The 15,720-nt window shown below is 53.0% G+C and carries 12 protein-coding genes; 7 read left to right on the plus strand and 5 right to left on the minus strand.

Annotated features, from left to right (window positions below):
- Positions 1–12 precede the first annotated feature (12 nt).
- Both JI741_RS25520 and JI741_RS25525 read right to left on the minus strand, forming a co-directional pair.
- Positions 13–2,193: a pyrroloquinoline quinone-dependent dehydrogenase gene (locus JI741_RS25520; protein ID WP_236676268.1), complete on the minus strand. Its 2,181-nt coding sequence runs from the start codon at positions 2,191–2,193 to the stop codon at positions 13–15.
- Positions 2,194–2,336: 143 nt separating this feature from the next.
- Entirely contained in the window at positions 2,337–4,709 is a 2,373-nt protein-coding gene (locus JI741_RS25525) for an ABC transporter permease (protein WP_202014349.1), read from the minus strand.
- Between the two features lie 310 nt (positions 4,710–5,019).
- Between JI741_RS25525 and ybiA the strand changes: the two genes are divergently transcribed.
- Together ybiA and JI741_RS25535 are read left to right on the plus strand one after the other, a co-directional pair.
- A complete protein-coding gene (gene ybiA, locus JI741_RS25530; protein ID WP_202014351.1) occupies positions 5,020–5,568 on the plus strand; it encodes a riboflavin biosynthesis intermediates N-glycosidase in 549 nt (182 codons plus the stop codon).
- 74 nt (positions 5,569–5,642) lie between these two features.
- Positions 5,643–6,023 carry a DUF4878 domain-containing protein gene (locus JI741_RS25535; protein WP_202014353.1) on the plus strand — a complete coding sequence of 127 codons (381 nt, stop codon included), beginning with the start codon at positions 5,643–5,645 and terminating at the stop codon, positions 6,021–6,023.
- Between the two features lie 17 nt (positions 6,024–6,040).
- On the opposite strand, the gene JI741_RS25540 is transcribed toward JI741_RS25535, so the two are convergent.
- From JI741_RS25540 to JI741_RS25550, 3 genes are read right to left on the minus strand one after another with little or no spacing between them, the layout of a single operon-like run.
- A complete protein-coding gene (locus tag JI741_RS25540) occupies positions 6,041–6,757 on the minus strand; it encodes a hypothetical protein (RefSeq protein WP_202014355.1) in 717 nt (238 codons plus the stop codon).
- Positions 6,758–6,800: 43 nt separating this feature from the next.
- Positions 6,801–7,160: a response regulator gene (locus JI741_RS25545; RefSeq protein WP_202014357.1), complete on the minus strand. Its 360-nt coding sequence runs from the start codon at positions 7,158–7,160 to the stop codon at positions 6,801–6,803.
- Positions 7,141–7,353, minus strand: a complete 213-nt coding sequence (locus tag JI741_RS25550; RefSeq protein WP_202014359.1) for a hypothetical protein — start codon at positions 7,351–7,353, stop codon at positions 7,141–7,143. The genes JI741_RS25545 and JI741_RS25550 overlap by 20 nt, the downstream gene beginning before the upstream one ends.
- 149 nt (positions 7,354–7,502) lie before the next feature.
- Between JI741_RS25550 and JI741_RS25555 the strand changes: the two genes are divergently transcribed.
- From JI741_RS25555 to JI741_RS25575, 5 genes are all read left to right on the plus strand, one after another.
- Positions 7,503–8,129 (plus strand): RNA polymerase sigma factor, encoded by a 627-nt coding sequence (locus JI741_RS25555; RefSeq protein WP_202014361.1) that lies wholly within the window; start codon positions 7,503–7,505, stop codon positions 8,127–8,129.
- A 76-nt stretch (positions 8,130–8,205) separates the two neighbouring features.
- Positions 8,206–9,264, plus strand: a complete 1,059-nt coding sequence (locus JI741_RS25560; protein WP_202014363.1) for a FecR family protein — start codon at positions 8,206–8,208, stop codon at positions 9,262–9,264.
- 162 nt (positions 9,265–9,426) lie between these two features.
- Positions 9,427–12,870, plus strand: a complete 3,444-nt coding sequence (locus JI741_RS25565; protein ID WP_202014365.1) for a TonB-dependent receptor — start codon at positions 9,427–9,429, stop codon at positions 12,868–12,870.
- 18 nt (positions 12,871–12,888) lie between these two features.
- Positions 12,889–14,319, plus strand: coding sequence for a RagB/SusD family nutrient uptake outer membrane protein (locus JI741_RS25570; protein ID WP_202014367.1), 1,431 nt, complete (start codon positions 12,889–12,891; stop codon positions 14,317–14,319).
- A gap of 320 nt (positions 14,320–14,639) precedes the next feature.
- The gene (locus tag JI741_RS25575) at positions 14,640–15,029 is read left to right on the plus strand and encodes a hypothetical protein (protein WP_202014369.1); all 390 of its coding nucleotides are present in this window, start codon (positions 14,640–14,642) and stop codon (positions 15,027–15,029) included.
- Positions 15,030–15,720 lie beyond the last annotated feature (691 nt).

Raw genomic sequence — 15,720 nt, forward strand, 5'->3', positions numbered from 1 at the left:
TGACGCTGTGCTTTACTCCGGCAGTGCAAAGGCCATGATGCTTCCGCCTGGATCGTCTTTGCCACCCGTGACGGAGATCACAACAAATTGTTTTCCGTTGCAGGCATAGGTTGAGGGGGTGGCATAGCCGTGGCCGGGCAGTGTTGTTTCCCAGAGCATGGCGCCCGTGGCTTTGTTGAAGGCGCGGAATTTTTTGTCTTTGGTGGCGGCAATAAACACGAGACCACCGGCTGTCACCATAGGTCCACCCCAACTCTCCGTGCCGGTGGGTGGCCCTCCGGGTGTTTGAAATTCGGGTATGTTGCCCAATGGAATTTTCCACGCATAGTCGCCGGTGTTGAGGTCGATGGCATTTAATGTTCCCCACGGTTGTTTGATGGCGGGTTGGCCGTCGGGCCCCTCAAAGTCGCTGTAGGCAGTCAGGTTCAGATAGACCGATGTGGTGTCGGTGGGTGTGGTTTGTTTTTTGGCATACACGGTTTTGCTTTTCTCGAACAGGTAGGCAATAATTTCTTCTTCGTGGCCAGCCACCAGTTTGGCGAAGGCGGGCATGCGGCCGCCACCGGTTTTTATTTTTTGCAGGGCGTCGGCTTCGGTCAGGCGTTTGCCAAGGTCGGTGAGGGCCGGGAAGTTTGGTTCGCGCCCCTTGCGATCCTGGCCGTGGCAGGTGCTGCAATAGTTCATATAAAAGTTTTTGCCCAATGCATAGCGTGTGGTGTTGGGCGACGACTCACTCTTCTTCATCTTCTTTACTTGTGCGATCTCGGGGCTTTCGTTGGCGTTCACGTACAGCCATGCCGTGGTGGGATCGATTGCCGCACCGCCCCACTCGGAGCCGCCACGACTGCCGGGAAACATGAAGGTGCCCCGCAGGTCGGGCGGTGTGAACATGCCATCGTAGCGCAGGCTTTTAAAGATGGCGCGGGCCGAGTCGCGGGCTTGGGGTGAGGTGTTGTTCAGGTCGGCTTCGGTCATGTGCTGGCGCGCGTAGGGAGCGGGCTTTAGCGGGAAGGGTTGTGTGGGCCACACGTCTTCACCGGGAATGGTTGAGGTGGGCACGGGTCGTTCTTCAATGGGAAAGAGAGGCTCGCCAGTCTCGCGGTTCAGCACAAAAAGAAAACCGGTCTTGGTGGTTTGCGCGAGGGCGTCAACAGGTTTGCCGTTGTGCATCACGGTCACCAGGTTGGGAGGTGCGGGCAGGTCATAGTCCCACAGGTCGTGGTGCACGGTTTGAAAGTGCCACACGCGCTCACCGGTGTTGGCGTTGAGGGCCACGATGCAATTGCCGAAGAGGTTTTGTCCTTTGCGATCGGCGCCATAATAGTCGTAGGTTGGCGAGCCGAGGGGGAGAAACACGAGCCCGCGTTTTTCGTCGAGGCTCATGCCGCCCCAGTTGTTGGCACCGCCCACATATTTCCAGGCATCGGGTGGCCACGTTTCGTAGCCGGTTTCGCCGGGATGGGGAATGGTGTGAAAGGTCCAGCGAAGGGCGCCGGTGCGAATGTCGAACGCGCGCACATAGCCCGGCGCGGCACCATAGAGCTCCGACACTTCGGAGCCGAGAATGAGCAGGTCGTTAAACACCATGCCCGGCGATGTGGGCACAACCCAGCCCTCCAGTTGGTTGTCGGGCACAAGGTTGAGGCTCACCTTGCCCTGCTCGCCAAAGGTGGAGATCAGTTTGCCGGTGAGTGCATTCACGGCCATCAGGTATTTGCCAGCCGTGAAGAGAATGCGTTTGTCGTCGCCGCTTTCCCAATAAGTCACACCGCGATTCACCCCGCCGCCCTTGGCGCCATCAAACGGATCGAGGTGCCACAACGCCTTGCCTGTTGCAGCATCAAGCGCATAGACCCAGTGGCGCGCCGAGGTGGCATAGAGCATATTGTTCACCACAATAGCATTGCATTCCGATTTTCCGAAGTACATGCCTGCAGGAGCATCGTTGGGTTTGAACGTCCATGCAACGGCAAGTTGACTGACAGTCTCTTGGTTGATCTGTTGCAACGACGAATAGCTGGTGCTGGCGGCATCGGCCTTATAGACCGACCAGGTTTCAAGCGATGGTTTTTCGGTAGTGCATTGCAGGAGCAACAGCAGTGCAGCCATGCATGCGGCGAGGCCGGTGTGCCGCGCATGCAGGCTTGGGGTGAAGCGGTGGGTCATGAGAAAGGGCAGTAGGTCTACAGCCAAATTAGAAGAAATTGGCTGTAGAGCAAATGAGTTTTATGTCATACTGAAAGCGTGATGACAATATTTTTGTGTGTGAAAGAACACAACCTTGCCCGGACCATGGCAAGACCCATCCTTGTTCGATGCGAAATGAGCTGAGCTGTTTATTCGCTACGCAGATTTTTTACGGGATTCAAATTCGCGGCGCCCAGCGTCTGCGTGCCCACCACCAGCATGGCCAACACGAACGTGACAACACCGGCGGCAACAAAATACCACGGACTTAACGCGATGCGATAGGCGTATTGCTGAAGCCATTGCTGCAACACCACATAGCTGAGCGGCAAGGCAACAACAATAGACACGAGCACAATCTTTGTGAAGTCGGCCGACAAAAGCAACACGATGCTGCGTGTGGACGAACCCAGCACTTTGCGGATGCCGATTTCTTTGCGCCGGCGCTCGGCCGTGAAGGCAGCCAGTCCAAAGAGACCAAGGCACGAAATGAGAATGGCCAGCCCGGCGAAGTAGCGCGACAGGGCCGACACATTTTTCTCGGCCACATAGAGGCGTTGGAATGAATCGTTGAGGAAGGTATACTCCCAGGTGAAACCGGGGTTCAACGTTTTGTATGCTTGCTCAATGCGGGCCAGGGTGCCGGGCAGGTTGTCGCCTTGCAGGCGCAGCATCACCAGCATGGTTTCGCTTGGCGAGAGGCGGAAGAAGAATGGCTTGACGGGTTCGCGGAAGGATTGGAAGTGGAAGTCTTCGGTCACGCCCACAATGGTCATGGGCTTGCCCCACACCTCAACCGTTTTGCCAACGGGATCTTTCAGCCCCATTTGTTGAATGGCGGTTTTGTTGAAGATGATGGCGGCGGTGTCGGAGGGATGGTCGGGGGAGAAGGAGCGACCTTCGGCCATGGTGATGCCCAGTGTTTCGATGAGGTCGTGGTTCACGGGCAGTTGGCCAAAGCGCAGTTGGTCGTCGGTGTTCTTGCCTTCCCAACGCAAGCCCGGAGCGGGGAAAAATGTTTCGAGCTGAATGTTTTGCTGAATGCTGGACGCATGCACCACACCGGCAATGTTGCGCATCTCAGCAAGGAATGCTTCGGGATGTTCGGCCACGGCGCCTTCCATTTCGAAGTAAAGCACATTGTCGTGTTCATAGCCCAGACGTGTGTTCTGGATGAAGTCGATCTGGTTTGAGATCACCATCATCGACACGATGAAGGTAACGGACAAAGCAAACTGAAACGCCACAAGTCCTTTGCGCGTCCACAGCTCGGCAAACGAGCTGGTGAATTTTCCTTTCAGCACAAGCGCGGGGTGCAGGCCCGACAGATACAACGCCGGATAACTTCCCGCCACTATGCCGGTCACCAACACCATGCCGAGCAGCGATGCAATTAACGCAGGGCTGGCCATGAGCGCAAGCTGTTTGCCCGTGATGCTGTTGAACGCCGGAAGCAAAAGCTGCACCACGGCCACTGCCACCACCAGCGATAAGAAGGCCATGCCCGTGGCTTCGCCCAGATATTGCAGCACCAGCGTTTTGCGTTGCGCGCCCACCACTTTTTTGATGCCCACTTCCTTGATGCGGCGCGAGGCTTTGGCAGTGGAGAGGTTCATAAAGTTGATGCATGTCATCACCACAATGAGCACAGCGATGAGTGAAAACAATTTCACATAGGCAATGCGCCCGCCGGTAGATTTGCCTTCGGCGTAGGTTCCATAGAGATAGTTGTCGGCATAGCGCGTGGCGAGCAAAGTTGCGTTGGCGGCGTTGTCTTTTTGTTTCAGGAAGGCCGAGAGCTTGTTCTGAAAAACGGTGGTGGAAGCACCTTCTTTCAACACCACAAAGGTGAGGAAGGGACCGCCGCGAACGTCGGCCGCCGGTGGCACAATTTCTTTCCACACTTCGAACGACACCACGAAGTCAAACTGTTGTGTAGAGTTTGCCGGTGTGCCTTCAAAAACGCCCGTCACGGTGCATGTGCGTTTCAGGTTCAGCCACTTCCATTCTATGGTTTTGCCAAGGGCAGCCGTGGGTGTATCGAACAAACTTTTGGCAAGCGCTTCGGAGATGACCACCGAGTTTTTGTCGGCCAGCACCTGGTCTTCGCGTCCTTGAAGAAGATGAAACGAGAATACATTGAAAAAATCTTTGCCGGCAAATTGTCCGCGCGCACTCACATCGTACCCGGGCGTTGACACGGTGAATTTCTGGAACCACGCTGCGGGTGTGGTCACCGTGGCAAACTCCACCTCGGGCATTTCCTTCGCCAACGTTTCGCCCAGTCCGCCGCCCGTGCCTTCGGTTGTGTTGATGCCCTGCGGCGAAGGGGCATTGGTCATGATGCGGTAGAGTCGTTCGCCTTTTGCGTGAAAGCCGTCCACATGCAACTCGTCGTTCACCCACAGGTAGATGAGGATGGCGCAGGCCAGGCCGGCGGAGAGTCCGATGAGGTTGATGAAGAAGGTGCTCTTGAAGCGAAGAAAACTGCGGAAGGCGAGAAGGAAGCTATGACGAAGCATATTGATCTGGTTTGGTTAGGCGCATTCTGTGGGAATGCAGGTTTAGGATAGTCAATCCGTGTGCCATACTAAAGTCACAATATCAGACGAATATTGCTGGTTTATTTTTGATGGGCGTTCGCTTACGGTCAATGTTGGGCGGGTGCGGTCGGGGTTGGGATTTTTAACAGCTGGGTTTGAACCTGGCGATTTGGCTGCGACAGCAGTGTGACACGTGTGTGATCATTCGGAATTAGGAGATTATCTTTGCCGTTCCTTCTGCATGGGTTCACGTGAGCCACGTTGGGGGTTCACTTTAAAATGATGTGCGATGAAGTATTCTGTATCCGGATTAGTTGAAGGTATTGACAAGGGGGAGGTAAAGAAATTTTTGTTTTTCTGGGGACATACGCCGAAGGGTGGGGAGACCGTTGGGAAATTTGTTTTTAGTCAATGGTATCCGTCGCCGTTCGCGGTGGAAGGCGTGGTTTATAAAACTGCGGAGCATTGGATGATGGCGCAGAAGGCAAAGCTGTTTGGTGATGATGCCATCTTTCAGAAAATTGTGAATACCGACAAGCCGGGCGAAGTGAAAGCGCTTGGACGGAAGATTGTGAATTTTGATGACGCCCTTTGGAACGAGAGCAAGTATGAGATCGTGTGTGCGGGCAACGTGCATAAGTTTGGTCAGGATGTGGAGTTGAAGAACTATTTGTTGGGCACGGGCGATCACGTTATCGTGGAAGCAAGTCCCACCGATGCCATTTGGGGAATAGGCCTTTCGCAGGATGCCGCGCATGTGGAAGACCCGGCCACGTGGCCCGGTCAGAATTTGCTGGGCTTTGCGTTGATGGAGGCGCGCGATCGCCTGCGCATATAATGGCAAGTGAACAAATGTGCTTGCTGAAGTTTAAGGCACCTGGTGATGATGTTTTTAAAATCTAAATGAAGTTTATGAGAATTGTTTTGTTTTTCGTTTGTATGATGATGTTGGGATGCGGGTCGGCGTCAGGTCCCAAGGATGTTGTGGCGTCCTATTTGTCGGCTATTGATCAACTTGACTTTGAGAAGTCGCGCACGTTTCTGGTAAAGCGTGATAGCCTGGCGGAGTGGCAGAGAAATATCGAGAAGGCGGGCGATGCCAAGACGCAGTCGGAACGCGATGCGTATGTAACTAAAAATCGGAAGTATGCCATCCAGGTAACGGAAGAGGAGCCTGCGCGCGCATCGGTTACGGCTGTGGCACAAGAGACAGAGATTGCTATTCCGATTTTCTTTGAGCTGACGAAGCACGACGATCAATGGAAGATCGAAAATGTTTCGTTTGTTGATTGATTACGCTGTCAGGTTTTTTACGGTTGAAAGATCTTGCTGTCTACCGGCGCATTCACCACTACTTTTTTAACAACCACGGTCAGGATCATCTGGCCGTTTGCATCGCTCACGGTCTTGAATGGAATTTTTAAGCCGCTCACGTCGCGATAGTCGCTGAAGTGAGTGTTCAGCAGTGCGCCACCCATTTCCACATTTCTGGAAACGGCTATTCGCATCACCGGCTGGTGTGAGGTTGTGTTGAAGAACCAGGTTTCTTTCTCACCGTTTTTTCGTGTCAGGGTTACTTTATAGCACAGGGTGTTGTCTACGGTGTCTTTGCCTTCCAGCACGGCCGTGTGGCCTTTGGCTTTGTAGTTCACAAACACGTCTATCAGTTCCACGTCGGCTTCGTTGGCCAGTTGCAGGGCGGCAGGTCCGCTAAGCGGGGTTGGGTTGGTCTCGTTTTTGAAGCCGTCAACTTTCCAGCCTTCGGTTCCGTCGAATGCCTGGGCGTAGAATTTTCCGTTCAGGGGCACGATCACTTTATAGAGGTTGGGCGCTTTTGCATAGGTGGTGAATGGAAACACAATGCCGCCATAGTCATATTCTCCTTCGGAGATGATGGTTTTGGCGCTCGTCCATTTTTTGGAACCGCCAATGTATTTGACGTAGCCGCCAATCACGTCGTCAACCGTTTGTGCATGGGCGATAGGGGCGAGGACCAGGAGGAACAATACGAGTTTCAGGAAGCGCATGGGCGTTGTGGATGGACAGTTGTTAAAAAGCGATTGAGAGAAATCAGTTCAGGAGTTTGTTTACTTTTTTCACCAGGTCTTTGGCGTTTACGGGTTTCACCACGAAGGCGTTGATGCCTTGTTTGAGGGCGAGGGCAATCACTTCCTCTTCGCCATCGGACGAAAGCATGATGATGGGCGTTTTGGCGTTTTGTTCTATGCGCACCCATTTCAGAATTTCGTCGCCGTTGTGGTAGGGCATGTGGATGTCGGTGATGATGAGGTCGAAATCTGTTGTGTCGCGCAGTTGCTGGAAGGCTTGCTTGCCGTCTTTGGCCAGCACCACGTCATACTTTTCGGCTTCGAGGGCGAGTTGGATCACTTTCAAAACCACGACGTCGTCATCACAAACGAGAATTTTCATAGACCTTTTCCGTTGATAGTAAACGGGCTTCAAGATAAGCCGAATAGTCAGGAGTTACAAAGGGCGCCAGGGTGTGGCCGGAGATAAAATAAAGGCGCACGGCGGGGTGATGCAATCGTTTTTCTATGGTCGTCGGTCTGGCGATGTGCGCGAGGCACACCAACCCTTGGGATGTGTTTACAGCGAGACGCATGTGCGTGGTGATGCATTTTTCTGGAGCGATTCAACTCCGTTGGTGTGAATGCATCTTGATTTATGTGTAATCTTTTTGTTACCTTTTCGTTGCCTTCATGCAGCATTTGTGTTGCGTGCCTGACCTGAATGACCAACCTGCCTTCCGATATGGCTCCCGAAAAGAAACGCGATGCGTCGCGCCACGGCGTGGAGTCCATTCTTTTTCGCGCCGGCACAAGCGAAGCCCAAATGGACGGCGTGGTGTGGTCGTTGCTCCGCGAAGGTCAACGCAAAGCGCTGGATTTTATCTTCGAAAAACACGTGCGCCTGCTCTATGCCTATGGGGGAAAGTTGTGCAAAGATGGCGCCGTGGTGGAAGACTGCATCCAGGATGTGTTTGTGGAATTGTGGAACCGCCGCGAACATTTGTCAGACACCGACAACATTAAATTCTATCTTCTGAAATCCCTTCGCCGCCGCATTGTGCGCGTGGTCATGGCGGCCAGTCGCGAACGCACACAGCACATGCTGGCGTTCGATGACCAGGAAGGTTCCTATACATCCATCGAAACCGACATTGTGCAGTTGCAGACCGCTTCGGAACAACAGCAACAATTGACGGGCGCCATGCAAAAACTCAGCAAGCGCCAACGTGAGGCAGTCTATCTTAAATTTTATGAACGCATGTCCTACGAGCAACTTTCGGAAGTGCTCGACATCGACCTCAAATCTTCCTACAAGCTTATCGGCAAAGCCATCGACACCCTGCGCAAGTGGGTGCGGATTGTTTCCTGAAAAATATTTTTCAGAAAAAGAGGGGTAATCGTTTCGTGCGCTGCTTTTAGAGTGTAACAGCGTTTGAACCCCTCACATGAACTATAGCGCCTATACCGCAGCCGACTTTTGCAAAGACGAATATTTTCAGCGTTGGGTGCTGTCGCCCGACAACGAAACGCAATCTTTCTGGCAATCTTTCCAGGAGCAACATCCCCAGGCGCAAGGTGCAATTCAAGAGGCCCGGCAGTTTTTGCTGGTGTTCCAGGTGCGTGAAGAGGATGTGCTGGAGTCCAAGATTGTTCATTTGAAACGCCGGATAGATCTGGCCATCGATCAGCCCGACGCGCCAAGCGTCCGTCCATCCGAAGTCAACACGTCAACGCCGCGCGGACGAATGTTTACCTATGCCGTGGCCGCCAGTGTGGCGTTTGCCCTGGCCTGTGTTTCGCTGTGGCTGTGGACACAACACGACACCACACAACGCGCATCGCTCACGCAGGTGGTGACAGAAAAAGGACAGCGTTCGCTCATTACCCTGAACGACGGAACCAAGGTGTGGCTCAACACCGACAGCCGTTTGAAATATCCCAAACATTTTGAAGGACAACCCCTGCGCGAAGTCTTCCTGGAAGGCGAAGCGTTTTTTGATGTGGCCGAAAATGCCGCACAACCGTTCATCGTGCACGCCGCCGAAGTGAACGTGCGTGTGCTGGGCACGGCCTTCAACGTGCGCTCCTATGGCAAAGACACCCGCGTGGAAACAACGCTGGTGAGAGGCAAAGTGAACATCGCCGCCGCGGGTCAGCAGTCGGGCGAAGTGACCATGCAACCCAACCAGCGTGTGGTGTTCGAAAAAGCATCGCGCAAACTGTTGCTCGAGAACCGGGTGAACACCGAGAAGTATACGGCGTGGCGCGAGGGCAAGCTTGTGTTTGAAAATCAACCGTTCTCCGAAATCGTGCTGGCGCTGGAACGGTGGTATAATGTGACCATAGAAGTGCAGGATAGCAATTCGCTGGGCTGCCGCTTTTCGGCCAATGTTGACAATAAATCTTTGCCCGAAGTGCTGGAGCTGTTTAAAGCTTCAGAAAATATTGACTACCGGATGGAGGGCGACAAAGTCCTGATTGAAGGTAAACTCTGTGCGGAATGATGCAGACGAACCACCAAAACCTGAGCGCATGAAAACATAGCTGCCCATAAATGAAGAATCGGAAAGTGTTGCAGCACTTCCCGATCTTTTGCAACGCTCCTTCGAGGAAGGAACGGAGCCGCCTAATAAAATGGATACTTTATTAAACCTAATGTCAAAGTTATGAAAAAAACTTTACGCTATCGCTTTGGCCTGGCCAAAGAGCTGCGTAGGCCCATTCTAATACAAAGCGCCATGCTAGCATTGATTTTCGCCTCCCTAAGCCTGCTGCCGTTGCAGGCCCGCGACACGGCCCGCGCCGGCGACAAGATCAGTGTTTCGTTTCGCGAAACGTCGCTGAAAGAAGCCTTCTCGGTCCTGGAAACCAAAACAACCTACCGCTTTTTCTATAATCACAAAGTGGTGGACACATCGCGCAAAGTCACCCTGTCGTTCAGCAATTCCACCATCCACACCGTGCTGGGCGAGCTGCTGAAAAACACGGACCTGACCTACAAGATCAAAGGCGACCAGATTGTGTTGAAGAAACGACGCAACGTTGAATCGTCTACCACCGCCGCCTTGTTCAGCACCGGCGAAGCGTCGGAAGGTAGCCCTGGGATGGCCGATGCCGCGCCGGAAAGCGCCGTCGCCGAAGTGGTTCCCGCCTTCAGTGTGTCGGGAAATGTGAAGGACGAAGCTGGCCAACCCATGCCGGGTGTGAATGTGGTGGAGAAAGGCACGGCCAATGGCACGTCTACCGACACCAACGGCGACTATCACCTTGCTGTGCAGGATGAAAACGCCACGCTGGTGTTCACCTTTATTGGTTATGCTCCGCAGGAGGTGGCCGTGAGCTCCCGTTCCGTGATTGCCGTGAGCATGGCGTTAGACATGCAGTCGCTCCAGGAAATTGTGGTGGTGGGCTATGGCACGCAACGCAAAAGCGACCTCACCGGCGCCGTGTCGAGCGTGAAGGCAGACGATATTAAAAAGATGCCCGTGGCCACCGTGGACCAGGCGTTGCAAGGTCGCGCCTCGGGTGTGACGGTGACAGCCAACTCCGGATCGCCCGGCGCATCAATGCAGATCCGCGTGCGCGGCATCGGCACCATCAACAACTCGTCGCCACTTTTTGTGGTGGACGGCTACCCGGTAGACAACATTAGCTTTCTGAACGCTTCCGACATTGCGTCGATGGAAGTCTTGAAAGACGCATCGGCCACAGCCATCTACGGATCGCGTGGTGCCAACGGTGTGATTCTCATCACCACACGCAGTGGCAAGAAGAGCGACAACACCGTGATCAGCTTTGATTCATACATCGGGTTCTCGCAGATGTGGCGCAAGCCTGGGCTGCTCAATGCTTCGCAGTGGGGCATGCTGAACACCGAAGCGCAAAACAACGCGGGCAATCCCATCATCTTTCCCGAACTGCAAAACTATCAGTCGCTTGGGAAAGGCACGGACTGGGTAGACGAAGTGACCCGCACCGCCGTGACCCGCAACAACAACCTGTCGGTGTCGGGCGGTTCAGATAAGGTAACCTACTTCATCAGCGCCAACAACTACAAGCAGGAAGGCATTGTGAACAAAACCGATTTCGAAAGAACATCGGTGCGCATCAACACGTCGGTGAAAGCCAAGCGCTGGCTCACGGTGGGAGAGAACCTCACGCTTGAATCGTCTACACGCCACAAGGTGAATGAAGATGATGAATGGTCGTCGGTGCTCATCCAGGCCAGCAACATCGACCCGGTCACCCCGGTGCACAATGCCGATGGTTCGTTTGCGGCCACGAAGTATATGGACACCAGCAACCCCGCGGCGCAGATCTACTACACCAACGCGTTTGCGAAAGAGTTTAACGTGGTGGGTAACGTGTTTGGCGAAGTGAACCTCACAAAAAATTTGCAATTCCGTTCCAACCTTGGGCTCACGTATTTGTTTGGTAAAGATCAAAGCTTTGTGCCGGTCTATACGGTATCGACATCACAACGCAACGAGATCAGCACGCTGCAAAATACATCCACCACAGGCACAACCTGGACGTGGTCGAATTACTTTACCTACTCGAAAACATTCGGCCAACATGACTTGTCGTTGCTCGCCGGAACAGAGGCGTATAATACCTTCGTAGAATATTTTGATACACGTGTAACAGACCTCATCGATGATCAGGGTCAATTCCGCTATGTAGACAACGCCCTGAACATCTACGCCACATCCGGAGGACAGCCTACCGATGTGAAACGTATCTCGTCGTTGTTTGGTCGCTTCACCTATTCGTATGCCGACAAGTATTTGTTCACGGCCAACATCCGTCGCGATGGTTCGTCAAACTTTGTGGCGAAACGTTATGGTGTGTTCCCGTCGTTTTCGGCGGGCTGGCAAATTGGAAAAGAAAACTTCATGACGGGGCTGGGCTTTCTCAGCAGCCTGAAGTTGCGCGCAGGTTGGGGGAGCATTGGCAACGAAAAAATTCCGGCCTTTGGCTATCAGAACCCCGGACGTCTGGGACAGTCGTATGTGTTCAACAACCAGATTTTGAACGGCATCACGTTCCCCAACGTGGCCAACCCAAACCTGCACTGGGAAACCACCAACACCACCAACATCGGGCTGGACGGTGCGTTGTTTAACGACAACCTCACCTTCACCGCAGAGTATTACATCAAGCGCACCAAAGACATGCTGGTGGCCATTCCACCACCCAGCCACACGGGCATTCAGGATTTTCCCTATCAGAATGTGGGCGTGATGGAGAACCGTGGTTTTGAACTTGAACTGAACTATGCCAGCAACACCACGGGTGACTTCGGCTACAAGATCGGCGGCAACTTCTCGATGTATAAAAACAAAGTGATAAACCTCGGCGGGCTTGACCAGATTGAAGCGGCACCGCTGCGCAACCAGGGCAACGTGTCGGTAACAAAAGTGGGAAGTCCCGTGGCGCAATTCCAGGGCTATAAAACCGACGGCCTGTTCCAAACCGAAGCAGACGTGCTGGCCCACGTAGACAACGACGGCAACCTGCTTCAACCCGACGCAGCCCCCGGCGACATCCGCTATGCAAAGGGCGACGATGGTCAGCTGTTCTTTGGCACCATAGGCAACCCGTTGCCCAAGTTCACCTACGGCTTCAATGCCACGCTCAACTACAAAGCGTTTGACCTGAGCGTCTTCTTCCAGGGTGTGTATGGCAACGATGTTTTCAACGGCACGAAGGTGTATACCGAACGGCCTGACGCTGCCTATAATCTCAGCACGCGCATGTTGAACCGGTGGACGGGCGCAGGCAGCACCAACGATGCGCACTTTCCGCGTCTCAATGCGGCCGACGCCAACAACAACTGGTTCTCCGATCGCTATGTGGAGAAAGGATCGTATCTGCGCATGAAAAACATTCAACTGGGCTACACGCTTCCCAAAGCATTCCTGGAGAAAATAAAAGTGCAGACGCTGCGATTCTATGTGAGCGCCACCAACCTGTTCACGGTGACGAAATACACGGGCTTTGATCCGGAGATCGGCACCGGCTATTATGGATCGCTTGACCTCGGCATCGACCGGGCCACTTACCCCCAACCCCGGATTGTTACCGGAGGCGTAAACCTGACCTTTTAACCCGAGACCTTGAGAATCATGAAAAAGATATTCAACCTATTGCTTGCCTACACTGCCTGCGTGGTGGTGACAGCATGCTCCGACAGCTTCCTGGATGTGAAAGCTCCCAGCGTTTCGGAAGAGAGTTTTTTCACGACCGAAAAACAAGCAGACCTCGCCCTCACCGGATGCTACGACATTCTGGGCTGGGATGATACAAACTACTTTCCCTTCTGGCTCGGCGACATCCTTGGCCACGATGCCTACAAAGGCGGCGAAGGCCCGGGCGATCAACCGTGGATTGAACCGCTGTTGAACTTCCAGTACAACGCGGGCAACCCAGGCCTGCCCGTTCCTTTTCAACACTACTACTTCGGCGTGAACCGTTGCAACCGTGTGATCGAGAAAGTGGGCGCCATGACCAAAGAGATGATTGCCGACGACAAGAAAGCCCAGGTGGTGGCCGAAGCACGTTTTCTGCGTGGCTACTATTACTTTGAACTGGTGAAGATTTTTGGCGAAGTGCCGTTGGTCGACAAACTGATGACAGCCGGCAATTACAATCTACCCAAAGCCAGCTTTGACGAACTGTGGGCCTTCATTGAAGCCGACTTCAAAGCCGCCGAAAGCGTCTTGTTGACAAAGGGGCATCAGGACGTGGGCCGTGCCACAAAAGGCGCCGCGCAGGCATTCCTGTGCAAAGCCTACATCTTCGAAAAGAAATGGACGGAAGCATTGAGCAAAGCCAACGAGATTATTGACTCGGGCGACTATGGACTGGAAGAGCACTACGACGACAACTGGAAGCTGGACCACGAGAACGGCATCGAGTCTGTTTTCGAAATCCAGTTCACACCGTCGGGCACCGATGCGTGGGGCGACGACAACGAAGGCAACGAGTTTGTGATCTTCACCCGCAGCCGTAACAACGGCGATGGCTGGGGCTTTAACTGTCCCAAGCAATCATTTGCCGATCGTTTTGAAGAAGACGATCCGCGCTTTGACGCCACCTTCATTGAAGACGGCGAAGTGCTGTGGGAAGGCACCGACGACGAGACCGTGGCCGACAATCAATTCTCTTCATGCATCGACTTACTGATGGGACAGAAGTACCAGATTCCACCCAGCGAGTGGGGCTTGCAAAGCGACGATCCCAACAACTGGATTGTGATCCGCTATGCCGAAGTGTTGCTCTGGGCTGCCGAAGCCGCCGCCCACACCGGTGGCGATTGGGAAAGCTATCTGCAACAAGTTCGCGACCGCGTTGGTCTTGACGAAACACCTGTAGCCGATCCGTTGCAAGCCGTATACCACGAACGTGAAGTGGAACTGGGCATGGAAGGCCAGCGCCTGTGGGATATTATCCGGCAGGGCAGGGGCGAAGAGATTCTTGGCGAGCATGGCTATGTGGAAGGCGTGAACAACTACCTCCCCATCCCGCAATCGCAATTGAATTTTATTGAGAACTAGTTTAGGAGCTAGTATATTCCGTGTTTGTGTTTGAGACCCCGACGTGTCGGGGTCTCTTTTTTTGTTTAAACCTTTGCGGAGATTAGTTGTTGAGTGGTATGCAGGGAGTTTTCCTTCAGAGACCGGGACGGCCGGGGCCGGTTCCCATCGATACTTCTGAGAATGTTTTTACTATCTTCGTTTGTGTGTTGATTTTTCAGGAGAAGTGTGTGAGGAAGCTCCCGACAAAACGCGTAGGGTCACGTGAAAAAGAATGGCGGCGCAGGAGACTGCAACGTGTTTATGGTTTTGTTATTTACTAACCCCTAAAGCGAATACACATGAAAAAAACGTTTGCCTATTTGTCTGCCTCGTTGCTGGCCGTTGTGCTGATCGCGTCCTGTCACAAAGACGATGACAACAACCACGGCTGTTCCCTCGACCTCACGTCTACGGCGTCTGCCGATGGTATTGTGGTGTATAGTGTTACGGTAGCCACCGGCGCCGGCACAGCAAGTTCTGTAACCTACAAAGGCACCAGTGGTGATGTTACGGTGAAGAATCCACCGTTGCCCTTTCACGTGAGCATCGACAAAAAAAAGAACGACGCCATTTATATTGTTGCCGACGTGACGGCCGACAATGGTGGTCAGGTGCTGGTAGGCTATGCATTCACAGCCAATGGTGGCGCCGGAGATATTGATCAGAGTTCGCGGACGTGTCCACAGTAGGGGGCGTTGGAGTTTGAAAGGGATTGTGCGAATTAAATTCGTTCAGTGGGTCCGCTCACGAACGCGAGCATGTTTCTGAACACTCATCAAGGTGAGCGTTGGGTGGGAAGAGAAAATGGCTGATGATTTTGGCGAAACCAAAATCATCAGCCATTTTCTCTTTTTTGATGAGCTTAAAACACTTTGTGTTTTAAGCTTTGAATGCTGATTGCTCTGCATACCCGTGAGACAAATGCCCGGAATTTTCAAAGTATAGATCTAAGTGCTAAACATGTTTGAGGTCGATTTGGAATGACTGGATCTTGAGTGTTTACAGTAATGGCGAGGTTCAACGGATCCCGTCGATGTTAGGGGGAAATTTCCAGCTGTATACGATTGAAAAGTGCTTCATCTAGAGGCAGAGAAGAATTTGAATCAGACTGCTGAACTTCTTCAATTAGATTAAAGACCGGATTGGAGAAAGATTTAGGGAGACGGAATTGGAGAGTTGGTATAGGCAGGATTTAGAGAAAACTGAGTTGGAGAGCTGGATTTTATAGATATGGATTTATAGAGAGACATAACAAACGAGGCTGTAAAGTGAACTGTGTCAAAGCGTGAAAAAACACCAACTTTGATACAGAATATGAAAAAGAAAAAGCAAGAGGAATTCAATTTAGAGGAGATCAAGAAAAAAGCCCTGGAGCAGTTT

Origin of the sequence: Chryseolinea lacunae, assembly GCF_016735595.1 — a bacterium.
Lineage (GTDB): Bacteria > Bacteroidota > Bacteroidia > Cytophagales > Cyclobacteriaceae > Chryseolinea > Chryseolinea lacunae.